The organism is Flavobacterium collinsii (assembly GCF_946903285.1).
Taxonomy (GTDB): domain Bacteria; phylum Bacteroidota; class Bacteroidia; order Flavobacteriales; family Flavobacteriaceae; genus Flavobacterium; species Flavobacterium collinsii.
In genome coordinates this window covers 5,296,798-5,320,541 of record NZ_OX336425.1, presented here as the reverse complement: position 1 = coordinate 5,320,541, position 23,744 = coordinate 5,296,798, and the positions used below count along the sequence as shown (strand labels likewise).

The window sequence follows — 23,744 nt, the reverse complement described above, 5'->3', positions numbered from 1 at the left end:
CCATTATTTTATTGGTGGCGGTGGTGGCGGTGGTGGAACTGTTATGGGTAAATCTCCGGGACCATCAGCATATGCAGGTATTGTAGGTTTCTCATTCGTTTTTGCCGTATCGTAATCGTCAGCAGTGCAAGAAAATAAAGTGGTACTAAGAAGCACAATTGCTCCCATCAAATATAAATTTTTCATGATATTTAGATTTAAAAATTAGATGTAGCATGCCCTGTTCAGAACTCTTCTGAATCTTTTTATGGCCATGCCAATTTTGTTGGGAAGTGAAGTGCGTAGACAGTAAAATTTTCATTTATACTTCCCGGATAAATTCCGTTTTACGGTTTTCCGCACTTTTTAATTGAACTAGTTTTGTACTTTTGTTTTTGACCTGCAGATCAAAACGTTAACTGATTCTGAAGGCAAAGTAACGACCCTTGTAAGCCTGTATTGATACGGAATTCCGGGAATTCCGATGTATTTTTTGAAGTCCTGATAATTCCGTAAAAGTCCTTGAAAATCCAATTGACAAATCCTTAAAAATCCTAAAAACCTATGCCAAACAATACTTTTGAAGATTATAAAAAAGCTGTTAAAAAGAAATATGAGATAGAAAAAAACGGCGACCATTTTGTTTATTTGAGTGGTCCTACCAGAGCAAAACTGCGTAATTTGTGTTGGGAGTTATTTCAGCAGCAAAACAGAAATCAGGATGATTTAAATGTTTTTAGCTCTTTATTGGGACTAGCTTTTGACGTGAATAAAAAGAATAGGTTTGAGGAGCAAATCGATAAATTCAGACCAATTGAAAATTTTTTTAAAGGAAAAACAGATCCCGCAAATTTGGAAGCAATAAATATGGCTGCAATCCTGGTTGATTTTAAGGCAAGGCCTTTTACTAAATTTAGAATTCAGGAGTTATTTGAAGAGGAAGGTCCGATTGATGATGAAGATCCAATTGAGGTTGAAGATCCAATTGAAGATGAAGAAAAAATAGAAGTATTGAATCCCCAAAAGGAACAAAGTGAGAACCCTGGAATCTTGGAAAATTTTCTAAAGAGAAAAGAAAGAGAAAAAATAATTGGAAGAGAAGAAGTAAGTGGTATTGAAGTTATAAAACCACAAATCAATTCACTCGTAGATCTAAATGTTAAAAAGAACAATGGGACTAAATTTCCAACAAAAATGCATTTTACTATTATGGGAATTATTGGTCTTTTGTGTTTAATAAGTGTAAGTACTTATTATGCTTTTCAAGATAAGGAATGCATGCAGTGGTCAGGCGACCATTATGAAATGGTAGATTGTGATTTGAAAATAGAAGATCCTGTTAAGTATGCTGATATTGAAATATTAGATCCAACGCTAATCAATCTTAAAAAGATTAAAGTATGTGATACAACGACTTATTTTGATAAAAACGGAGTAGCAATTGTATGGTATGCTAAAGCAGCAAATGGAATTGACCTTTTTGATGCGCATGGCAGGCATCCGGAAAATAAAAGTCCGTTGAGACCTGTAACACATTACATCTTGAATAAATATGTAAATAGATAAATGAGTTCATTAGAAGATTAAATAAAAAAAACGGAAATAACTTTTAAGAAAGTCATTTCCGTTTTTTATTCCTTTAAATTTGGAATGTCGGATTACGAATATTTAGGTGGATAACGTCAAACCTTTTGCTTTGAAATTACTGAAAAGAACCTGTCTGGCACTGCTAATCGTTTCTTCGGTACGGTAAATGCTGCACCAGAATTTTATTTGCAATTTGAATTTTCCATCAGAAATGGCGCTGTAATAAATTTGCGGAACTTTGGTGGTATTGACCAATGCCATACTTTCAAGCGATTCCAGAATAATCGCATTGATTGCTTCCGGCATAACATCACCAGTAACTTCGGCAGTTATTTCAACGAGTTTAAAATTGTCGGTATACGTCCAGTTTGTAATATTTTGGGATAACAAATTACCATTCGGAATAATGATTTCGGCACCGTTTGAAGAGTTGATTTTGGTGGTACGCAATCCCATTGATTTTACCCGGCCAGATTCGGAACTAATTTCGATCACGTCACCAATCTGAATTGGTTTGTCAAAAATCAGGATGATACCCGAAACGAAATTATTAACGACATTCTGAAGTCCAAGCCCCACACCAACACCCAAGGCTCCCAGTAGAATGCTTAGTTTGTCCAGAGGCATTCCCGAAGCTGCTACGGCCAAAAGATAGCCACTGATTAAAACAACAAGTCTTGTAATCAGTAATTTAGAATGTTGTCTTTTATTGATGGTTTCTTCGTTTTCATCGTCAATTTCACCAAAGAAATAAGCGACATAATTTTGTAATAAATGCGCAACCCAGATGATGATAAAAAATAAGACAATATTACCCAACGTAAAAGTGATGCTTCCAATGGTATTTGGGTGACTTAGTAGCGAACCCAAACCGGTGCGCAGTGATTCCCAAATGTTTAAATTGGCTGCAATGACCACAATCCACATATAACTGATCACGATAATGAATGGTCTTTTTAGTGTATCAGATAAGCTTTCATGGTCAAAGATTTTCTCGATACTGCGTTTAATGCGGGTGGTGTAAATTTGTAAAAGAATAATTTCGAGTACGATTTTTAAAAGTACACTCAATGCCACGATCTGTGTTAGCGATATAAAAGCGGTAAGACTTAGCATATTGGCAAGCGAAACCCTTCCGAGGACATTATCGAAAATGGATAAAGCATTCAAACCAATAAAAATGATGGTGGCCCATTTAAAAAAGCCTTTGATGTACAACTGATCTTTTAACGTTTTAATCTGTACAAAACCGTAGCGGATTCCGAAGAGGTTGATTACAATAAAGGCGCAACGCTGCATAAATCCAACAGGGATAAACAAGTCTAAGAAACACAGCATAAAAAACAATACCAAAAGAAGTAACCAGTTGCGCATGGCAACGGCCGACCATTTGTTTTTAAAAAGTACTGTAAGTAGTCCGAGAAGAACCAGCTGAATCGATTCAATAAACAGGGCCGGAGCATATAAATTGCTAACTACAGCAATGTTAAGACCAATGACAGCGACCGGAATAACAACGCCTCTATTGATGTATTTGAAGTTAAGCTGAGACAGGTTTTCGGCATGTGCATTACTGTTGAGGTATTTTAAATTGCGGGAAATGTACCAACCCAATATTCCCATCAACAAAAGCAATGTGATTAAGCCACCCGCTCTGTAACTCAAGTAATATTCCGCAACGTTTTCTTCAATTATTATTTTGGCTTTAATGTTTTTGCCTACTATTTTTTTTGCTGTAGAATCACTGGTACTCCATAAAACAGGATATTCTTTTTTGAGCATACTGATTCCGGATTTTTCCAGTTTGCTTTCTACCGTAATTAAGGCATTAGAGACCGCAATTTTTCTTTCAACAGTTAATTTTTTATTATGGTTTAAGATACTTTGGTTTTTGGTCATCAGACTGTCTGTACTCAGGTATCTTTTTTTCAGATTTGCAAATTCCTGTTTAAATTGCTTACGGCGAACGGTATCTTTCAAAAGTCCCATCAGGGTTTTATCCTTGCGCAAATCAATTACCCTGTTTTTGATTTTTTCAAGTGCCAGATTACGGGAATTGATTGCTGTATTTTGTTCGTCCAGTTCCAGCTCAATTTCTTTGAGTACAATGCGATACATTTGCTGGTTGCGCACATTCGGATTTGCTCCTTTTAGACTGGCCAGAATTAGATCAAGTTTACTTTGCGTTCCTTTGATTTCACCAAATAAACGATGACTGTTTCCATCAAATTCGGTGTCGTTATGCGCAGATTCCAAAACTTCTCCGGCTTTTTCGATGGCCATTAGATAGTCACTATCTGTAGTGGTTTCTTCAAATAGTTTTGGTTTGGTTTCTGTTTTTGGAGGAGTCGTTTGAGAATAGGCAATCGGTGCATAAAATAAGACAGCCAGTAAGGCGAGTACACCGATAAAATTTCTTTTCAGGATCATAATTTGGGATATGAATTAAGGTTCAAATGTAATTTTTTTTACAGTATTTATAATGTCGGATGCAAGAAAATTTGGTTAAAGGAGATCTAACAGTTTTACATAAAGTTTTATTTTGTTTATTTATGAAACACATAGAAACATAGATTAAGAATGCTTAAAAAGTCGTTTCACTTAACATAAATTCTCATAGGCAGACGATATTAGGAATTTTTAGTTTCGTTATAGAGTATAAACTATGTGTGAAAATCATGATTTTTTTGAATAGTCTTCACGAACAATAATTAAATCTATGTTTCTATGTGTTTCATAAAATGTACGCTGAACAATTTCCAAAGATCTAAAAATATTATATTCGTAGTATTATAACCGAAATACCAAAACAATTCGAAAATGGAAAATATTACAGTAATCATCATGTTACTATTTGGAGTCGCTTTTTTGAGCCTCGTTAGTAAAAAATACAATTTTCCAATTCCCATTGTACTGGTACTTTGTGGTGTGGTGATTAGTATTGTTCCAGGACTTCCGGTAATTGCTTTAAGTCCTGAGGTAGTTTTTATTATCTTTTTACCACCGCTTTTATACCACGCCGCCTGGTACACAAGCTGGTCCGATTTTAAACAAACGATTCGGCCTATTACTTTGGCAGCGGTAGGTTTGGTGTTGTTTACCACAGTGGCGGTAGCAATTGCAGCACACTTGCTCATTGACGATATTTCCTGGCCTTTGGCTTTTCTTTTAGGAGCGATAGTTTCGCCTCCGGATGCAGTTTCTGCGACTTCGATTACCAAAGGATTGGGTTTGCATCCCAGATTGATTGCCATTCTTGAAGGTGAAAGTCTGGTGAATGACGCCAGTGGTCTGGTAGCTTACAAATATGCATTAACCGCAATTACAGCGGGTAATTTTGTACTCTGGCAGGCGGGGTTAAACTTTGTTGTAATGTCTGTAGCGGGAATTGCAATTGGTTTGGTTGTGGGGTATATCATGTGTTATATCCACAGGAGATTTGTTTGCGATGAGGTGATCGAAGCCACTTTGACTTTGCTAACGCCTTTTGCCTCTTATTTAATCGCAGAGCATTTTGAATGTTCGGGAGTTTTGGCCGTTGTGGCCACCGGACTTTATTTGTCAGCCCGATCCGGAACTATTTTTACGCACGAAAGCCGAATTATGGCCGGAACGATTTGGAGTGTTTTGACTAATATTTTAAACGGTTTGATTTTTATTTTAATCGGACTGCAGCTGCGACAAATTATTGCCGGAATTGGGGATTACTCCGGTTGGTCCCTGTTTGTTTGGGGTGCTTCGATAAGTGTAGTGGTGATTTTGGTTCGGTTTTTATGGGTGGTTCCGGCAACCTTGCTTCCGAGAATGCTTAGTAAAAGAATCCGTCTCAAAGAAGAATTTGATTATCGCAACATGATTATTTTCGGCTGGTCGGGAATGCGTGGTGTGGTGTCTATGGCTGCCGCGCTGGCCTTACCGTTAATGATGAACAAAACAACCGAATTCCCTTTGCGAAACCTCATCATCTATCTGGTATTTTGTGTGATACTTTCGACTTTGGTCGTTCAGGGACTTACTTTGCCATGGCTGATCAAAAAATTAAAAGTGCAGCCCTATTCGATTCTTGCCGAAGAATATGAAATTCGAAATACTATCGTTTCGCAAACCATCACCCACATCGAAGATAATTTTTCGTTACTCAACGATGATTTACTGCACAACATCAAAAGCAAATACGAAGTTAAATTCAATCGTCTTCAGAAAACTGAACTTCCGGCTAATTTCTTCGGAAAAGGAAATGTATTGGGAGGGGAGATCTTCAACGATTTTACCAAACTCCAGATCGACCTTCTAAACGTAGAACGCGCCAAACTGGAATTCATGCACAAAACTGGCTCTGTCCACGAAGAGATTTTTAGAAAAATTGAAAAGGAACTGGATTTGGAAGAGACAAGATTGTGGATGGAGATGTATGAGGAGTGATTTTACTTTTTGTAACATAAAGTTTTATAATAGCGATACAAATGGTCGTAGATAACAAGTTCATATACTCTTTGTTTAGAAGTATATTGCCTGTTAATCATCATATGGATATGGCTCGATAAGAAATCATCTATGGGAATTTGAATTTTATCGATTATTTCAAAAACCTTTTTCTGGATAAGATTTGATTTTCTATTGACAATAGAAAAGATTTCAGGAAAGTTATCCTGATTTTCAGCTTCCAGAAAAAGTTTGATTTGCGGATACAGTGATCGGTAATTGATATCCATTTCCTTTTTCTGAATTTTACCTATTTCAAATTCTTCTTTAAAAGCAATTTGAAGTTTATCCATTAAAATTAATTTTTCCAAATTTGACAGCCTGAACGAATTAAGGAAAGAGTCAACCATCAAAAGACTAAAAAAAATAGGCGTTTCTTTCGCTATGAAGGAAGTTTTCAGACTCAGATAATTTAAAATCATTTTACTGTCTTTCCAGAATAGAAATTCAGAATCATAGATGGTCTTTTTACCATACCGTTCAATTTCTCTTTGATAGGTATCGGTTTGGATTCTCCAAATTATATTTTCATCCAGAAGTTCTTTAAAAATAGGATAAAATGAATTGATAAGTGCTGTCATATTTTCAGCGTCGTCTATTAAAAAACGAATTCGCAGATGTTCCTCAGGATCCCGATATCTAATAAAAAACCACTTTTGGATTTTTTTCTTTTTTTCTAAGTAGGTTATAACAGGGGCTAATTTTTCAATTAAAATATAATCGGCTGTTTTTACACCGGTATAAATTTTATAATACAGCCACTGACTGCCTAAACAAGAATTTCTCTGCATTTTTATTCTTTGTAAAATGATAGTATAAATTGATTGCAATAACCATCTGTATTTTGATTTTGTACGACAGATTTTTTCGTAAACAGAAATTCTTCCAAAGTGATTTTCTCTTTATTTTTGACTGAATTTAAAAATAGTTCAACTCCTATTTGGGTTTCAAAATCAAATAAAAGTGCATGGTCATAATTCACCCAATTGACATAACGCGGAATATTTCTTTGCGATCGCCATTTTAAAAATTCATTGGTAAGTTGTATATCGTTTATTTTAGAAAAATGCATAATTTCTTCTTTTGCTACAATCCACTTGGCTTTTGATAAAATAATATCACGATACACTATTCTTGGAAAATAGATGTAATGATTTCTTAAGACTCCCCAGTCAAAAGAATAAATCGGTTTTGTATGCTGCGACTGTAAATCACATAAAAAATGATAAAGTGGCAGCGAATTTTTAGAAAAGTTATGCGCGTTTGAGAGACAGGGAATGACCTTTTTGTTGTGTTTTTTTGAAAAGAGTATTATGGTATCATTTTCTATAGAAACCCAAAGATCATTTAAATGAATGGTGTCATTTTCGGGTACTCCGGACTTTGCTAAATAGCTGATTTCATGTTTTCGTAAAACCGGCCTGCGTAAAATATTTCCGGTTCTGGATTCCGGGATATGAACTATTTCGGCCATAATTTGATCTGAATAGTAAGCTTCTTCTTTTTGTATAATCTCTTTAGTGAGATTATGGATAAAAGGATTACCAGTGCAAAATCGTCCTAATAGTTTGGCAGCGCTTGTATTTCCTGATGATTCAATTACAACTTTTTCGTGCTCTAAAACTTCGAACATTACAGAAAATGTGGCTGGAGCGTTGCTAAAATCATTATTGAAGTTTGGAAAATCTTTTTCCGTTAATAAAATTTCTGTCTCCCCATTTATCATGCACTCTTGTATCTTTTTCTGAAGAATATAATCATAAGATGTCCAGAGTTCGTTTTTGCTCTCTGTTTCTTTAGACTTAAGAGAAAGAAATTCTAAAACCTCATGACTGTCATTCATTTCTTGATTCTGCAGATAACCAATTCCAATTTCGGTATCCAGAACGGTTGTCAATGGCATTACTCTGCTTTCATATCTTTGAGTAAATGCTTTTTTAAAACTTTCCTGATTCTGAAACTTCTCTTTCATTTGAATACCATTCAAAAACTCAACGGCTCTTAGTACTTTTTGGGAAACATTTTTGTTTAAAGTATTTACCAAGGTACTTGAATTTAGATCGGTTTGAAAAAGATACTTTTCATCAAAGTCAATTTCAAGACGTTTTATATTGTTTTTAATTTTCGGATAGATCTTTTCAAGAGGAGCAAGTTTTTTATCTAAGGAAAGAAGCTCTTCCAGAATTTTTTCTAACATTTGATATTCGTTCTTTAGAGTCGGAATTTTTTTCAAAACATCTAAAATCCTTTCCCCGTTGTCACTTCCTGTAACAACAGCATCTAATTCACTTACCAAAAACTGAAAATCGATTAATTTTAAAACAAATTCCGTTGCCTCTGCTTTTTCATCCTCATCATCCGACAAAAACGTGATCATTTCTTCAACAGTCATCCCTTGTTGTATGGTGTCAAGCAGTTCTGTTAGTACCGTAGATACTCGTAAGGCCGAAATACCGTGTTCCCGCTTTGTCTCTATACTTTTGTATTCGATGTAACGATAAAAATCTCCAATTTTGTAAATACTATTGTTAGGGTAATATTTCAAATGTGGAATTACGTCCTTTTTTTTGGAAATTTCCTGAAGCAGCATTACCCAGAATTGCATATCAAATTGAGTAAAACGTTCAAATCTGTCTGTATCTTCCAGAATAATTTTCGTTTCGGCGGCTGTTCTCCCCACAGAGCAGCCTGAAAAGAGCCCAAATGGTGTACATCTGGAGGACATTCGGGCTAAATATTTTAAGAATGTAAGTTCTAATTTTTTAGCCTTTTCAACGGGCAGTTTTGAATCGGTTTTCACCCATTTATCCAATTGTTTTACTAAATCCGGAGAAGCTAAATTAATTGCTTCTCGGATTATAGCTTTTTGATACAGTTGCTTTGCTTTTTCACTCGAGTAGTTTTCGAGTATATCAAAATATAAAGATAATGGCAATAAAGGAGCCCTCAACACATAGTCTGTAAAGGGGGTAATCTTGCTGTTTAATATCATTTTTTTCTTCTACTGACTTTTTCAGCAAGATTCATAGCGTTGTAAACATTTAAAACCTTCCCCGATTTAGATAGCTCTGAAAAGAGAACTTTTTTGTCTTCAGTACCTGGAACAATAACTTCAATATCATAAGCAGTTCCCGAATCTAGTATAATTTGTTTGACCTCAGTAGCAGTAAGTTTAGGATAATAAGTCCATATTAATGCAGCTGTTCCCGAAACCATTGGAGCGGCCATAGAAGTTCCTGAAGCAGATTTATAACTATTTCCAGAAGCAGTTGTATAAATCTCTTCTCCTGGAGCAAATAAATCTACATTCTCCTTACCATAATTTGAAACATCAGACACAAAATATTCATTTAATTTATAGGTCGTAGAACCAACGTTAATAAAATTGCTACAAATTTCAGGTGTACCATCAAATGCAACATCACTTGGATATTCTGGGTTTTTATCAACATCAAAAGCAAGGTTTCCGGCACTGTGAACTATTAAAACATTGTGAGCTTCTGCGTATTTTAAAGCATCAAACACCCAGTCTTTATGCATGGAAAATTCTTTCCCTAATGACATATTAATTACTTTAGCACCATTATCAACTGCGTAGTATATCGCCATTACGATATCCTTATCATTCTCATCTCCAGAAGGCGAAATATTTAAAGGCATAACTTTTACATTTTGTAAAATCCCCCTTACACCAATATTATTTGTTCGATTCGCCCCTATTATCCCTGCCATTTTAGTACAATGATCTTGAATAGGTCTATGCCCGGCTTTATTGTTACTTATGTTATTATTACCATAACCTTTTTTAAGAACGCTCGGATTATCTCCAATTAATAAACGTTCATTGTAGTCAACATTTAAATTTTTTAATAGTACAGAATCCAACTGTGTTCTCTTATCAACTATATCCTCTAATGTTTTTTCATCCACTTCTAAGTTACCTATCATATAATCAATTAGAGCTCCTAAATCTTTATCATTAGAATCACGTCTTTGCATATAAGTTTTATCATTTGTTTTATACTTTTTATAAAGACTGTCTAATTGCTCATAGGTATAATCTTCTTTTGGAAAAAAAAACTTTAAAGTATCTTTTACCAAAGGATATACTTCAATATTATGAATTAGGGATCTATGCCAATTTTTATAATATTCCTGTTTAGACTCAAATTTTTTTCGGGCTCTTAGATATTCCTTATAGTTGGGTAAATCTTTACTCGAAATTTCATTTTCGACTTTGTCATGAAACATAGGTCCCCATTCTCTAATTATCCTAACATATTCATAGTTGTTCCAAACTACATAGCCTCCGTTTTTAGTTCCGGTAAAACTCCATCCGTTCACATCATCTATATAGCCATTGTGATCATCATCAATATTATTGTCTGGTATTTCTTTAACGTTTGTCCAAAGCTGTCCTTTCAAATCTTCATGATTAATATCAATTTGTGTATCAATTACAGCAACAATGATAGTATTTTTTTGCTTCTTTTTATTTTGATTGTGCCATTTATCCAATGAAATTCCAGGAACCCCATCTACACTATAATCTTTTTGATACCAGTCTTTAAGTTCTGAAGAAGTAGTTTCAGTTATAAAAGAAGCCTTTTTAGTACTATTGGTATTTAAGTCTTTTTTAATTTGGCAACTTATAAAAAAGATTACAGTTAAAAAGAATAAAAAGATTGATTTCATACTATTTTGCACTAAATTTTCTTTTGTCCACATCTATTAGATGAACCTGCTTTTTTGTCATTAGTATCAAGAGGATCATCTGCTCCACCTCCAACAATCAAATGCATATTTTTTAATTTTGCAACTTCCATTTTGTTTAGGTCAAATTTTTTAATTTCTTTTTTTGCTTTACTTACTTTCATCTTTTTTTTTGTTTAAAATTACATTACAAATATAAAATGCTGAATCTATTAAATAATTATAAGATTTAATTCTTGTTATCGAAATTCATGAATTTCGATAACAAGAATTAAATCAAAATCCTAATTATCAAGATATTGTATCATTTACTTGTTTAATAAAATATGTTGGTTTTATTCCTGATTTCTTGTAAAAAGCTGATGAAAAAGACTCAGCACTATTAAAACCAAATTCTAATGCAAGTGCTTGAATAGTGTATTTTCTTAATTTTGAATCATTTCTTAAATTTTCAATAGCATAATCAATTCGTAAGTCATTAATGTATTGAATAAATGTTTTGCCTCTATAATTGTTTACTATTTTAGATAAATATTTAGTGTTGGTCTGAAAATGGGATGACAAAGACTGTATGGTGATATCAGATTTTAGATACTTTTTTTCTTTTTCAAAACCATCCAATTTTTCTAGTATTTCATTAATTACTTCGTTTGCAATACCAATGTCATCATTTTTTAGAATAATCCTTTTAGAATCATCAATTTTATCAGAAACACTCTCTACGATCTCTTTACTTGTGGATTTATTCATTATCTGTTCAAATCTATAATGGTATTTTTTCTTAAGTTGAAATTGATAAAATCCAAATATTGAAACACTCAATATAACTAATATTAAGGCTCCAATTCCCCAGAAGGACCTTAGGTTATTTTTTTTTAATGATTTAATAAGATTCTCTTTTTCAGACATCATACGAGGAACATCATATTCATTTAAAATCAATTTATTTAAATTTCTATAATTTTTCTGTAAAAGACTATCTATAGACATATATTTTGTAATGTATTTAAGTTGATTTTCCTTATCTCCGATATTTTTATAGTAACTTATCAGATAAGGATAGCCATCTATAAATTCTGCGCTTATTTCTTTAGTACTAGAATAAATGGAATCTACTTTTAGATAATTTTTAACGGCTGTTTCCATTTTACCAATACCGTCATAAGCTTTTCCTAAGTAAAAGTAAGCCGCTAAAGTATTTCCTAAATCATCATGTTTTATCATTTGTGGCAAAGCTTTACTTATACTATCTATTGCAGCATTATAATTTTTCTTTAACACCTGATTTGCTCCCTCATTTAATATAAAAACATATTTTAATGACACATTATTTGTTATTGTTGATTCTTTAAATCCTAACTTATTATAAAATGTAGTTGAATCTATATTTTGTAATGATTTATAACAATCTGCAATTCCAAAAATTACATCCTGAAAATCATTGGCGTATTTCTCTGACCTATAGTCTCTAGCTTTATAATAATTGTAACATTCCTTATATATTTCTAAAGCTTCATTGTATTCTCCCAAATCTTCAGATTTTGTAATACCTATGTACTCGCGTACCACATAATAGTAATCAATATTAGTTTGAAGAGCTATTTTTTCGGCTAGTTTATAATTATCCATAGCTTCTTTAAATTTAAATTGTTTTTTTAGAAAATCTGCCTTTTCACAATATGCTGCAGTAGGAAAGAATTTATCCTTTGAATCCTTTGAATATTTAATAACACTATCTAAATAACTGATTGCTTTGTTTTTATCTGACTTATAATATAATAAGGCCATTTGATAATTAGCACGGGCTTTTTCAATATTGCTATTTTCTTTAATGGCTCTAGCCATATAAGCATTGGTGTATACAACTTGTTTTTTGGGGTTGTTCACATTATCAAAATAAAGATCACTTAATTTTTCATAAGACAATTCACGAAGATCACTTTTTGATGTTTGAGCATAAGTAAACAAAGGAAGTAGTAAGAAGAACAAGAATTTAAAGAATTTAAACAAAATCATGAGCATTGGTTTCTTACAAAAATAGATTATATACAGAGAGTTTTGGTCACAAATTTCGTTTTTTTGCTTGTATCAACAGTCATTGATTTCCAGCTGTTTAAACTCATTATTACTCAAAATTCCTGAATTTCATATCGGTATTCCCGAATTTCGATATCTAACATTTGCGAGCAATATGTTCTTAGTCTAGTTTTGGCATAAGAAAGTGAGACATTTTTTACAGTAAGACGTCACTGCAAGAATTAGATTGTTTTCTTAAATGTAATTGGCCATTACAATAGGATGATTCAAAAGTTAATGAATCGAAAACAAGAATGTGGAAAAAATAAACCACATTTATTTTAAACACTCAAAAAACATAAAATTATGAATTTAGAAAAATTGAATTTAGTTGAGCTTAATGCTCAGGAAATACAAGAAACAGAAGGGGGATTTTTCTTACTTCTTCAGAATCCGCTTGTAATTGCATTCGCTGTAGGAATGTATAACCAATATCAAAGTCATAACCATTAATTAAAGAAGCTATGCTAATAGAAATTAAAGAAGTAAAAGAATTAACTTTTGAAGAGAAAGAAAATATCGAAGGAGGCATCTTCGGAACAGTTCTGGCTTGTTGTGCTCTAGTTGGAGCAGCTTATGCGGCAGGTCAAGCTGCCGGTGATTTACTATGGTATGCCACACATTAAAAGTTAATACTCGTTTGTTGTTTAAAATTGAACGAAATTAAACATACAACGATATTATCTCAAAACAGATCTCGTATCAAATAAATTAACCAGACACACGGGATTCTCCCGTGTGTTTAAAATGACCAAAATGAGAAAGAAAATATCTATTATTGAAACTGTTTTTTTAGGCACAAAATATAAAAAATTTTTGACCATTCTCTATGTGAGCATAATACTTATTGTAATGTTCTACTTTATGGGAGAAGCTATGGGGGATGCTTTATACTATGCTACACATTAAATTAAAAACAAAAACAAAGTTTCCTATATTCTTTGCTAAATCTTGAAAACAATCTTAAAAGGCTAAGTGTGCAAATTTAAAATTAAAGATAGATAACACACGAAATTCTTCAAAAGCAACTCGTTTTATATTTTGGTTGCAATTTTTGCCCTAAGTATTTCTATTCTAAATTATTTAATAGAAGAGAGTTTTTTGACAGAACATTAGCCAGATAAATTAAGGATAATAAGTAAAATGAGAAGTAATATTGATTTTAAAAATTGATTATTATATTCTATGGCCTTATAGAAATTCTTTAAAAAGAATTATTGAGGCTTTTTTTTAATAGCCTCAATAATTAAACTCAATAACATATGATATCAAAAATAAAAAAAAACATTCAAGATCTTCAACAATGGCAGCTTGTAGTAATTGTAGTTCTGATAAGCCTTTTAAACAGCTATACTTTTAGTGTTTTAGCAGAGTTCTTGGGTAGTGATTTAGGCAAAGGGTTTAATGAAAATTACACCATTAATGAAAAACTAGTTTTATTTGTTATTGTAGCCCCGCTTCTTGAGACTTTTTTATGCCAGTACTCAGTTATTGAAATTTGTAAACGCATAAAAATGGCGCTCCGATATTGTTGTTTGGTATCTGCTTTGGTTTTTGCCTCAATGCATCTCTATAATGTTTTTTATTTTTTATTTGCCTTTGCTGGCGGTATGATGTTAGCAGGTTTGTATGTAACAGGCAGAAGTGTAAAGAACTCTTTCATAATCACATTAATTACACACACAATTTATAATGGTATTGTATTTATCTTGAATATTTACTTTCCTTAGGATTTGTTGCCGGAAAAATTGTAATTATTAGGTTAACTGTACTTAACTTTTTTGATATCATTCGTAGTATATTTTTCTCTTAATTATATTTAAAAGGGTAAGTGTTTTGTGGCACTATTCTGAAAAGCCACATTTTTTTTAGTTCGTTAGAAAGATAAAACTCTTAAAAATTTAAATTATTAATTAGTTTTTTACTTCCGTCCAATATTATTAGATGGAAGTATCATAAGTTTGTTCTTACAAATTAATTCTCGAGAAATGATTTGATTGGATTTATTAATTAATACTTAAAATTTTAAAATTATGGATTTAAAAAAAATGAATTTAGTTGAGCTTAATGCTCAGGAAGTAGAAGAAGTTGAAGGAGGATGTCCGCCCTACAGTAGTCATAATCCCGCACCATATTTATCTCATCAAATGATTGATTTCTTTAGGGGACTATTAGATGCGTTTTAAATTTATTACAAACTTATAATTTTTTAAATATGGAAAATATTATTGGAATAACAGAACTTAATTTAAATGAATTAATTGAAATTGAAGGGGGGCATGATGGTATCGCCTATCAGATTGGTCATTATGCAGGGAAGGCTCTCCTAGTAACAGCATGTGTACTTTGTATTGCATCTATGCTTTAAGTTAATGTGTGGTTGTCTTTAAGACAACCACACATTAAATAACTTAGTACATTTTTTTAAAAGTAATTGTAGTGATTGAATTTTTATCACTATTATTAATATAAAAATATTGCATCTTATGAAATTATCTACATATGGTTTTTTAATTCTGGGAATATTATTTGGTATTGGATTCATTACATCATTATTTAAAGATGGCGTACAAGAATTATTTTTTTTTGTAGTTCATATTTGGGTTTATAGAATTTATAAATTAATATTTTCTTTTCTTTTTATCTATGCTTATTTTAGAATTAGAGCGAAAGAACGAAAAGTATAAAGGAATTATTCGTATTTCTTTCTGTGGTAATTTTTGGGAGAAATCATAACAATATAATTAATTGCAAATTAACATTTAAAGTAAAGTATTCAATGAAAAGTAAATTTGAAAATATTGATAGAAAGAAACTTAAAAGAAATGCTATAAATATTCTAATTTTCATTTCGCTTTTATTTATTTTCTCAAAATGGAATAGTATTGAAGAATTTTTTAAACATTTATTTTGAATATGAAAAAGGAGAAATATGAAACCTAATAATGTAACAAATAAGACTTTTTTGAATAAAAAAGACAACGAAATAACGTACTTAATTTATGCACTAATACTCTTTCCAGTGGCGTTTTACTTTGCGGGGACAGTATGTGGAGAGGCATTATATTATTTATTACATTAATTATACTTTAGAAATTATGAATCACGATCTGAAATTATTAAAACGTATTAAGATTGTCATTTCGATTGGAGTAGCGATCTATTTCATTGGATATGTTAGTGGTTATTTTTTTAAATAAAAGGATGAATTTCAATTCAGTTTCTTTGAGTATTTCTTTTTACAGTACTATAGTATTGTTGGGAAGGAGATGCTTGAGGTATAATTGAAATTATATTCACAATCCAAAACAGTTTTCCGTTTTAGATTGAAGTTTTAGTACGGAGGTTTTCCTGTAAGCTAAATTTCATTTAAACATTTTTTTGAGAGTCCTCAAAGAACTTCTTTTTTCTAAGAAAATAGAGGAAGAGGATTTCTATTGCCTTTTTGAAAATTTACAGCTCACTTTTTTAGACTAATTTTTACAGAATAATCTGTATGTAATACATTGATATCTCATGAACTTCAGTTCAGACCCAATAAACACGCTGGAAAATCTTATTGCTAAAAATAAAACCAGGAGTTTTTCGATTTATTTTGTTATCCTTTTGTTTATCCTTGTTTTTTTAGCGCTCTTACCTGTTATTAAAGTGGATATCAGCAGTCAGAGCCGAGGTATCGTTCGCAGTAAGACAGACAATGTACCTGTTGCAACAATGGTGAGCGGCAGGGTTAACTGGATCAATTTAAAGAATAACGCAGTTGTACAAAAAGGAGATACTCTTTTAAAAATTGCCAAAGAAAATCTGGAGAGTGATAAAAGAACTCAGGATACTTTATCAAAATCTGTTTCGGTACTGCTCAAAGACGTTTCAAACCTTTTGCAGAAAAACACCAATCATTTATTGACCACTACTGCACGAGAGGATCTATTGAAATTTCAGTCTGGGAAAAATGAACTGCAAAGTAAAATCTCGCAGGCACAAATCAATTATGACCGCAATAAAATTTTGTATGATAAAGAAATTATTGCCAAGGCCGATTTTGAAAAACTTGAGTATGAATTACGTCTGTCCAAACAAGCCTTGCAAAGTTTCATAAGTCAGCAAAAATTAGCTTGGGAAAACCAAAAGAGAGATTTAGAAGATCGCTTAAAGAACCTCAATGGCGCTGTCGCTAAGATAAATGCAGAATCAAATAATTATGTTGTTTTGGCTCCAGTTTCCGGAACAATCGAAAACTACTCAGGCATTCAAAAAGGCTCCTTTATAAATGCTTCCCAATCTATCGCGGCCATTTCATCGGCAGATCATCTTATTGTCGAATGCAATGTTTCTCCCAATGATATTGGTCTTGTTAAAAAAAATCAGGGAGTCAAGTTTCAGTTAGATGCCTTCAACTACAATCAATGGGGTATGTTGGAAGGAAAAGTGATTGATGTTGATCGTAATATTACGCTGCAAAATGATCAGGCTTTTTTTAAGGTGCGATGTGCCTTAAACTCAAAAACTTTACAGCTAAAATCAGGTTATAAGGCTGACATTTCCAAAGGAATGACCTTGACCGCAAGATACATAATTACCCGAAGAAGTTTGTTTGATTTGTTATTTGACAAAATAGACAATTGGTTAAACCCAAAACAAATGACAAATAATAAGTAAAATGAGTTCAATAAAAATAAAACAACATGATGTTAAAGATTGTGGTGCTGCTTGTCTGGCTTCTATCGGAAGTCATTTCAAAGTTAATCTGCCTATAGCGAGAATACGCCAGTTTGCTAATACCGATAAACGTGGTACCAATGTTTTGGGGATTATTGAAGGTGCCGAAAAAATGGGTTTTAGTGCCAAAGGAGTCAAAGGCGGTTTAGATGCCTTAGATAAAATTCCGCTTCCGGCAATTGCCCATATTGTTATCAAAGAGCAGTTACAGCATTACGTGGTAATTTATAAGGTAGAAAAATCTAAAATCACGGTCATGGATCCGGGTTTAGGCAAAATGGAGCACTATACCTTCGAAGAATTTCAGAAAACATGGTCGGGAGTATTGATTCTCTTTGCTCCCAATGAGGATTTTAAAGCAGTAAACGAAAAAACGGCACCTTTAAAAAGGTTTTGGAATTTAATCCAACCCCATAAAACGATCTTACTTCAGGCTTTGATTGGAGCCATTTTGTTCACTGTTTTAGGATTAGCAATGTCTATTTACATCCAAAAAATAACGGACTACGTTTTGGTAGATGGCAATAGAAAACTGCTTAATTTATTGAGCCTTTCTATGATAGCAATAATTTTGCTGCAGGCCTATATTGGCTCCAAAAAGAGTGTTTTTGTGATGAAAACGGGACAGTTAATCGACGCAAAATTAATTCTGGGGTATTATAAACATTTACTGCATTTGCCACAGCGTTTTTTTGATACCATGCAAATAGGAGAAATTACTTCGAGAATAAGTGATGCGGTAAAAATTCGTTCGTTTATAAACGAAGTAGCCATTGAAATGATTGTCAACCTCTTTATTGTTGTTTTTTCATTTGTATTAATGTTTACGTATTACTGGAAACTGGCCTTGGTAATTGTTCTGGTAATTCCGTTTTATGCTGTGATCTATTTTGTTTTAAATAAATTCAACAAAAAAGTGGAACGAATTATCATGGAGAATGCTGCCGAACTGCAAACACAATTAGTAGAGAGTATCACCCATATAAGAACAGTAAAAGAATTTGGGATAGAAGATTTTTCCAATCTAAAAACAGAAAACAAGTTTGTAAAACTACTGTTTGCAACCTACAAATCCGGTTTAAACGGAATCTTTGCAGGAACTTCTACACAATTTTTAGCTTCGGTTTTTACTATAGTTTTAATGTGGATCGGATCGGGTTATGTAATCGACAGAGCTATTACTCCCGGAGAACTATTCTCTTTTTATGCCTTGATTGGTTATTTTACCTCTCCGGTTGCTTCTTTAATCAACATGAATAAGACAGCTCAGAACGCCTTAATTGCAGCAGACCGACTCTTTGAAATAATGGATCTGGAAAGAGAGGAAACAGAAAATAAAATAGAATTGAAGAAAGAGCATTTAGGAGATATCAGGTTTGAAAATGTCTCTTTCAGATATGGATCCCGTATGGAAGTATTTAAAAACTTTAATGCAGTATTCAAAAAGAATCAAACAACAGCAATAGTAGGAGAAAGCGGCAGTGGAAAAACAACTTTAATCTCATTGCTGCAAAATTTGTATCCTATCAAAGATGGTAAGATTTATATTGGAGAATATGATTCACAGTTTGTTCATTACCAGAGTTTACGAAAAGTGATAGGAGTTATTCCGCAACAGCTTAATTTGTTTTCCGGAAATATTATTGAGAATATTGCTTTAGGTGATCCGTTTCCGAATATTCAAAGAATTTTGGATTTGTCCAAACAACTGGGAATAACTCATTTTGTTGAGAAATTACCCAACGGATTCGAAACACAAATTGGAGAAAATGGAGCTATGTTGTCAGGTGGGCAAAAACAAAGAATTGCCATTGCCAGGGCATTATATAAAAATCCGGATATCTTACTGATGGATGAAGCCACAGCATCATTAGATACGGCCTCTGAAAAAATGGTGAAAGAGGTGATCGATAATTTTAAAACTCAGGGAAAGACAATAATTGTTATTGCCCACCGCTTAAGTACAATTGCGAATGCAGATACCATATTGGTTATGAAAAACGGAACGATAGTCGAATCAGGAAATCATTTCGAATTATTAGACCAGCAATCCGAATATTACAATCTTTGGGGTAAACAAAATTTGGTTTAGATGGGCTTTTAATTAGAACGATTGATTTTGTACCATAATCTTCCTTTGCTAAAAAAACAATACGTATTTATACGTGAGTTTTAAATTAATAAAAAAAACTTTCTTACAAGCTCAATATCAGCGACAAGTCCAACCATCTTGCTCATTAACACAAAACATTTTCTCCATAAACCAGAAAACCTCGATTTTTCTAAAATCGAGGTTTTTTTAATTTTAAGCGAAATTTTTATTCTACATCCAAATAAGGATTCAAAACCTCAGCTAATTCATTCAGCCAATAAAAGCTATTTTCTAAATTGGTAATTTCATTTTGCAGGGTTCCTTGTTGCCTCAAAGCTCCTAGAGCAAGAACGTAATTGACTTGCCTTATAGATTTAGCCATTTCTTGCGGATCTATTGTGTTGTTGAAGAAATTCATCAGCCTGATTTCGGCTTCTTTTGAAAGGGTGTTGGTACTCATAATTTTTACGTTTAGGGAATATAAAACCCGCATAGCTAAGGTGTCCTACGCCGTAAAAAGCGTTGCAGTTGTTTCCAATACCGCCACCATACCACACGGGCAAAAGTTTAATCGAGTTCATAATTTTACGTTTAGGACTGCAAATGTAGTAAAAAAACCGCTGACTAAATAGTAGGAAAAATAATATGTTATAATGTTTTGTTGGCGTCGGGTTTCACTGGATTATCTAATGAAAACATTTCCCATAGCCCTGATAGAAGCGGTATCCTTTTTCTTGCTCCTTTAGCAAGGAAAAGATATTAGTGGATGGTTGCTAAGAGCTTCTTAATGTTTTCTCTAAGTTATTTTGATGCAGTTACTTCTTCAATTTTTTAATATCTGCTTCAATTTCTTTTAAGCTTTGTTCGATCTCTATTGATTTTCTACTTTCTTTAAATTTTTCAAATTCTTGGGTAGATTTATCCAGAGCCATTTGATGACTAATTTTACCAGCGTGCGACAATAACTCTCTTCCGTTGAGTTGTAAAATACTGTCGAGACGTTCTGCCCAATCTTTCATATACATGGGAGTTTGTTGTTGCGCCATGGTCTCAGCAAAAGCTAAATATTGCTCTATTAATAAGCCTAGAAGTTTTATTTCGTCTTCAGTAAGGTAATTTTTGGCGATGCTAACATCTGTTTTCTGAACTGTTTGAGCATTTTTTTTATCAAAAGACTGCATTCCTAATAATGGTAAAGAAGCGTCTACTCTTCGGTAGACTAATTCAGCAGCAGTATTTTGAGAGATTGCCCAAAGAAGTTTGTTTTGTACAATTTTGAAAAATGAAACTGTTTTTTCGTCTTTGACATCATAATCAATACTTGTGGTGTAAATGTCTTTTATTTTTTGGTAGAAGAATTTTTCAGATATTCGAATCTCACGAATGCGCTGTTGCAATTCGTTAAAGTAATTCATAGTATTACCGGACTTAAAACGATCATCATTTAATGTAAAACCTTTTACAATGTATTCTTTTAATCGCTGCGTTGCCCAAATACGAAATTGAGTTCCCTGAAGTGATTTTACTCTATAGCCTACAGAAATTATGACATCAAGATTGTAATGTTTAACATTGTTTTCTTGTGTTTTTCCCTCAATGGCTCCATGTAAAGAGGTTAGTCGGAAATCCCGACATACCACTTTTTCGTCTAGTTCGCCTTCTTTAAAAACATTAGTAATGTGCTCCGTAATAGTAGATCTTCCTTTGCCAAAAAGCAACGCAATTTGTGCCTGAGTTAACCAAACTGTTTCTTCTTCAAGTCGTACATCGATTTTAATATTGCCTTCCTGATTTTGATATATAAGTATTTCTCCCGTGTTCATATTTATACTATTCTTTCATAAAATTCGTTCCCATATTCTTTACTTCCGGACTGTTGATGCGCTACTGCAAAAAATAATCTGATTGCTAAAGTATTGAATAAAAGCTTAAGATTAATAGATAAAAATTGTAAAGTATAGGAGTAGATGTCTGTTTTATGAATAAATTTTATTTTTAACATAATTAAGAATATTCTTATGTAATTTTGTCCCTAGCCCCGATGGAAGTGAAAATCCTTTTGTGCCCGCCGCGGCGGATACAAAAGATTGAAACGGACAGCGGGAAATAGCTCCAAAAAAAAGAAATTCCAAACCTGAAATTTCAAATTCCAAAAATCTTTTGACTTTGTTGGGGATGACAATAATAAACATCAGAAGACGTTATTTCTAAACTTCGCCGCGCTCAAAGGCTACAAAATCTCAGCTTAAAACCTCTCAAAATACCAACAAAAACTGTATACTGTGTACAAAAACGTGTAATAATTACACACTTGAAAAACGCGTAAAGCTTCTAATTCGCTAGAAACCAGCGAAAATTAATTATGGCACAACGCTTGCAAAATGGCATTATATAAAATTCTCTCCAAATAAATGAAAATGTAGCACCGGAGGGAAGTAATTAAATAAAAGCCATTAGAAAGCAATAAAAAGTAGTGTCATATGAAAAGTGAAACCCTAACATCAGAACAGTTTTATACTTCAAATTCAAATCTTAATACCGAACAAGGCTTAAACAGTTCCATTTTTCGTATTAGTAATTCAAATGTAGCTTCAAAGAAAGTAAGCGAGCGTACCAAAAGCAAGACAGGATTGTTTGTGTTGGTAAGCACTTTTATCTTATTGTTTATTGGAGCTTATTCCGCTTATCATTTGCAAGCCGATTTCGATCAGTTTCAGCTGGAGCGAATAAATTCAAGCTGGGGATTTCCTTTCCTGATACTGGCAGGGGCATTGTTTGTATTTCAAGCCGGAGTTTTTTTGTATAATTTATACTTGTATTTTACTTATAAACCAATCGAATCTGTTTCGGATGAAATGTTACCAACTTGCACTGTGATTGTTCCTGCGTATAACGAAGGGAAACTGGTTTGGGATACTTTGATGAGTTTGGCAGAGAGTGACTTTCCGGAGCAAAAAATGCAAATATTAGCTGTTGACGACGGAAGTAAAGACGATACCTGGTATTGGATGCAACAAGCTAAAATAAAATTAGGAGATCGTTTGACGATTTTTCAACAACGTGAAAACAAAGGAAAGCGTCATGCTTTACACCGTGGATTCGAATTGGGAACGGGAGAAATCTTTGTTACGGTAGACAGTGATTCAATTGTAAAAAAAGATACTTTAAGAAACTTAGTGAGTCCGTTTGTTGTAGATGAAAAATGTGGTGCAGTTGCCGGAAATGTTCATGTATTGAACAGCAAAAAAGCAATCTTACCAAAAATGCTGAATGTGAGTTTTGTAATGAGTTTTGAATTCATGCGTTCAGCGGAAAGCAGATTGGGTTCAGTGCTTTGTACTCCGGGAGCAGCAGCGGCTTACAGAAAAACTTCGGTTTTTGCTTGTCTGGACGAATGGATCAATCAGACTTTTATGGGACAGCCATCAGACATTGGTGAAGACCGTGCCATGACCAATATGATTTTGAGACAAGGGCAGCATGTGTTGTTTCAGCGAAATGCTTATGTATTGACAAACGTACCGGAAGAATATACCGGATTGTACAAGATGTTTATCAGATGGAGCAGAAGTAATGTGCGTGAGAATATCGCTATGGCGAAATATGTTTTTACAGATTTCAGAAAAGAATCTAAATTTGGAGCACGTCTTTTATTTGTGAGTCAATCTATGAAAATGATTATGGCGTATCCGTTTCTGTTTTTTATGTTGTATTTCATTGCGATGCATCCGTTATTGTTTTTAAGTTCTACACTTTTGGCAATTTTAGTGGTATCAAGTTTCCCTGTATTGTTCTACACGAAAAGATATAATTTTGCCGATTCGCTTTGGGCGTATTCCTATAGTGTTTTCTATACTTTTAGTTTGTTTTGGATTACACCGTATGCAATTGTTACTGCCAATAAAAAAGGCTGGCTGACCCGTGGATTGGCTTAAAAAAGGAATATTGTAATTAAAGAAATAGAAATTGATTTGTTTTTTTAGAACTCCTGCTCATTTGAGTGGGAGTTTTTTGTTTTTAGAAGAATTTGGAATTTGAATTCGAGAAAGTAGGCACATGGATCATAAGGATTCGCTATGCGAAAACACAGATCAAC

At 33.0% G+C, this 23,744-nt stretch carries 22 protein-coding genes; 12 read left to right on the top strand and 10 right to left on the bottom strand.

Annotated features, from left to right (window positions below; translation table 11 throughout):
* Positions 1 to 3 precede the first annotated feature (3 nt).
* On the bottom strand, positions 4 to 186 hold the full coding sequence (locus OGZ34_RS21260) for a hypothetical protein (protein ID WP_173966423.1): 183 nt from the start codon (positions 184 to 186) through the stop codon (positions 4 to 6).
* Between the two features lie 357 nt (positions 187 to 543).
* Between OGZ34_RS21260 and OGZ34_RS21255 the strand changes: the two genes are divergently transcribed.
* Complete coding sequence (locus OGZ34_RS21255) at positions 544 to 1,545, top strand: hypothetical protein (RefSeq protein WP_263361663.1); 1,002 nt, start codon at positions 544 to 546, stop codon at positions 1,543 to 1,545.
* A gap of 102 nt (positions 1,546 to 1,647) precedes the next feature.
* Here OGZ34_RS21255 and OGZ34_RS21250 read toward each other — a convergent pair whose 3' ends face one another.
* The gene (locus OGZ34_RS21250; RefSeq protein ID WP_263361662.1) at positions 1,648 to 3,996 is read right to left on the bottom strand and encodes a mechanosensitive ion channel family protein; all 2,349 of its coding nucleotides are present in this window, start codon (positions 3,994 to 3,996) and stop codon (positions 1,648 to 1,650) included.
* Between the two features lie 390 nt (positions 3,997 to 4,386).
* Here OGZ34_RS21250 and OGZ34_RS21245 point away from each other — a divergent pair, with 390 nt between their 5' ends.
* Entirely contained in the window at positions 4,387 to 5,988 is a 1,602-nt protein-coding gene (locus OGZ34_RS21245) for a Na+/H+ antiporter (RefSeq protein ID WP_263361661.1), read from the top strand.
* A 2-nt stretch (positions 5,989 to 5,990) separates the two neighbouring features.
* On the opposite strand, the gene OGZ34_RS21240 is transcribed toward OGZ34_RS21245, so the two are convergent.
* The 5 genes from OGZ34_RS21240 to OGZ34_RS21220 form a co-directional block, all read right to left on the bottom strand.
* Positions 5,991 to 6,839 carry a thiopeptide-type bacteriocin biosynthesis protein gene (locus tag OGZ34_RS21240; protein WP_173966427.1) on the bottom strand — a complete coding sequence of 283 codons (849 nt, stop codon included), beginning with the start codon at positions 6,837 to 6,839 and terminating at the stop codon, positions 5,991 to 5,993.
* 2 nt (positions 6,840 to 6,841) lie between these two features.
* Positions 6,842 to 9,040: a lantibiotic dehydratase family protein gene (locus OGZ34_RS21235; RefSeq protein WP_263361660.1), complete on the bottom strand. Its 2,199-nt coding sequence runs from the start codon at positions 9,038 to 9,040 to the stop codon at positions 6,842 to 6,844.
* Entirely contained in the window at positions 9,037 to 10,743 is a 1,707-nt protein-coding gene (locus OGZ34_RS21230) for a S8 family peptidase (RefSeq protein ID WP_263361659.1), read from the bottom strand. Before OGZ34_RS21230 ends, OGZ34_RS21235 begins: the two co-directional genes overlap by 4 nt.
* A gap of 11 nt (positions 10,744 to 10,754) precedes the next feature.
* Positions 10,755 to 10,925, bottom strand: a complete 171-nt coding sequence (locus OGZ34_RS21225) for a hypothetical protein (RefSeq protein ID WP_263361658.1) — start codon at positions 10,923 to 10,925, stop codon at positions 10,755 to 10,757.
* 127 nt (positions 10,926 to 11,052) lie between these two features.
* Positions 11,053 to 12,750 (bottom strand): helix-turn-helix domain-containing protein, encoded by a 1,698-nt coding sequence (locus OGZ34_RS21220; protein WP_263361657.1) that lies wholly within the window; start codon positions 12,748 to 12,750, stop codon positions 11,053 to 11,055.
* Between the two features lie 393 nt (positions 12,751 to 13,143).
* Between OGZ34_RS21220 and OGZ34_RS21215 the strand changes: the two genes are divergently transcribed.
* The 9 genes from OGZ34_RS21215 to OGZ34_RS21175 all read left to right on the top strand — a co-directional run bounded on the left by OGZ34_RS21215 (position 13,144) and on the right by OGZ34_RS21175 (position 19,648).
* Positions 13,144 to 13,290, top strand: coding sequence for a class IIb bacteriocin, lactobin A/cerein 7B family (locus tag OGZ34_RS21215; protein WP_263361656.1), 147 nt, complete (start codon positions 13,144 to 13,146; stop codon positions 13,288 to 13,290).
* An 11-nt stretch (positions 13,291 to 13,301) separates the two neighbouring features.
* On the top strand, positions 13,302 to 13,463 hold the full coding sequence (locus OGZ34_RS21210) for a class IIb bacteriocin, lactobin A/cerein 7B family (protein WP_263361655.1): 162 nt from the start codon (positions 13,302 to 13,304) through the stop codon (positions 13,461 to 13,463).
* Positions 13,464 to 13,593: 130 nt separating this feature from the next.
* The gene (locus OGZ34_RS21205; RefSeq protein WP_263361654.1) at positions 13,594 to 13,746 is read left to right on the top strand and encodes a hypothetical protein; all 153 of its coding nucleotides are present in this window, start codon (positions 13,594 to 13,596) and stop codon (positions 13,744 to 13,746) included.
* A 353-nt stretch (positions 13,747 to 14,099) separates the two neighbouring features.
* Positions 14,100 to 14,567 carry a CPBP family intramembrane glutamic endopeptidase gene (locus OGZ34_RS21200; protein WP_263361653.1) on the top strand — a complete coding sequence of 156 codons (468 nt, stop codon included), beginning with the start codon at positions 14,100 to 14,102 and terminating at the stop codon, positions 14,565 to 14,567.
* Between the two features lie 303 nt (positions 14,568 to 14,870).
* Positions 14,871 to 15,023 carry a hypothetical protein gene (locus tag OGZ34_RS21195; RefSeq protein ID WP_263361652.1) on the top strand — a complete coding sequence of 51 codons (153 nt, stop codon included), beginning with the start codon at positions 14,871 to 14,873 and terminating at the stop codon, positions 15,021 to 15,023.
* Between the two features lie 29 nt (positions 15,024 to 15,052).
* Positions 15,053 to 15,205 carry a hypothetical protein gene (locus OGZ34_RS21190; protein ID WP_017495310.1) on the top strand — a complete coding sequence of 51 codons (153 nt, stop codon included), beginning with the start codon at positions 15,053 to 15,055 and terminating at the stop codon, positions 15,203 to 15,205.
* A gap of 118 nt (positions 15,206 to 15,323) precedes the next feature.
* Positions 15,324 to 15,524, top strand: coding sequence for a hypothetical protein (locus OGZ34_RS21185; protein ID WP_017495311.1), 201 nt, complete (start codon positions 15,324 to 15,326; stop codon positions 15,522 to 15,524).
* Positions 15,525 to 16,353: 829 nt separating this feature from the next.
* The gene (locus tag OGZ34_RS21180) at positions 16,354 to 17,496 is read left to right on the top strand and encodes an HlyD family secretion protein (RefSeq protein WP_263361651.1); all 1,143 of its coding nucleotides are present in this window, start codon (positions 16,354 to 16,356) and stop codon (positions 17,494 to 17,496) included.
* Between the two features lies 1 nt (position 17,497).
* A complete protein-coding gene (locus OGZ34_RS21175) occupies positions 17,498 to 19,648 on the top strand; it encodes a peptidase domain-containing ABC transporter (protein WP_263361650.1) in 2,151 nt (716 codons plus the stop codon).
* Positions 19,649 to 19,874: 226 nt separating this feature from the next.
* Here OGZ34_RS21175 and OGZ34_RS21170 read toward each other — a convergent pair whose 3' ends face one another.
* The 3 genes from OGZ34_RS21170 to OGZ34_RS21160 all read right to left on the bottom strand — a co-directional run bounded on the left by OGZ34_RS21170 (position 19,875) and on the right by OGZ34_RS21160 (position 21,650).
* Positions 19,875 to 20,108, bottom strand: a complete 234-nt coding sequence (locus OGZ34_RS21170; protein WP_173966437.1) for a hypothetical protein — start codon at positions 20,106 to 20,108, stop codon at positions 19,875 to 19,877.
* Positions 20,109 to 20,463: 355 nt separating this feature from the next.
* Positions 20,464 to 21,471 (bottom strand): virulence RhuM family protein, encoded by a 1,008-nt coding sequence (locus OGZ34_RS21165; protein WP_263361649.1) that lies wholly within the window; start codon positions 21,469 to 21,471, stop codon positions 20,464 to 20,466.
* A 2-nt stretch (positions 21,472 to 21,473) separates the two neighbouring features.
* Positions 21,474 to 21,650: a hypothetical protein gene (locus tag OGZ34_RS21160; RefSeq protein WP_263361648.1), complete on the bottom strand. Its 177-nt coding sequence runs from the start codon at positions 21,648 to 21,650 to the stop codon at positions 21,474 to 21,476.
* A 478-nt stretch (positions 21,651 to 22,128) separates the two neighbouring features.
* Between OGZ34_RS21160 and OGZ34_RS21155 the strand changes: the two genes are divergently transcribed.
* Positions 22,129 to 23,583, top strand: coding sequence for a glycosyltransferase (locus tag OGZ34_RS21155; RefSeq protein ID WP_263361647.1), 1,455 nt, complete (start codon positions 22,129 to 22,131; stop codon positions 23,581 to 23,583).
* The last annotated feature ends 161 nt before the right edge of the window (positions 23,584 to 23,744 follow it).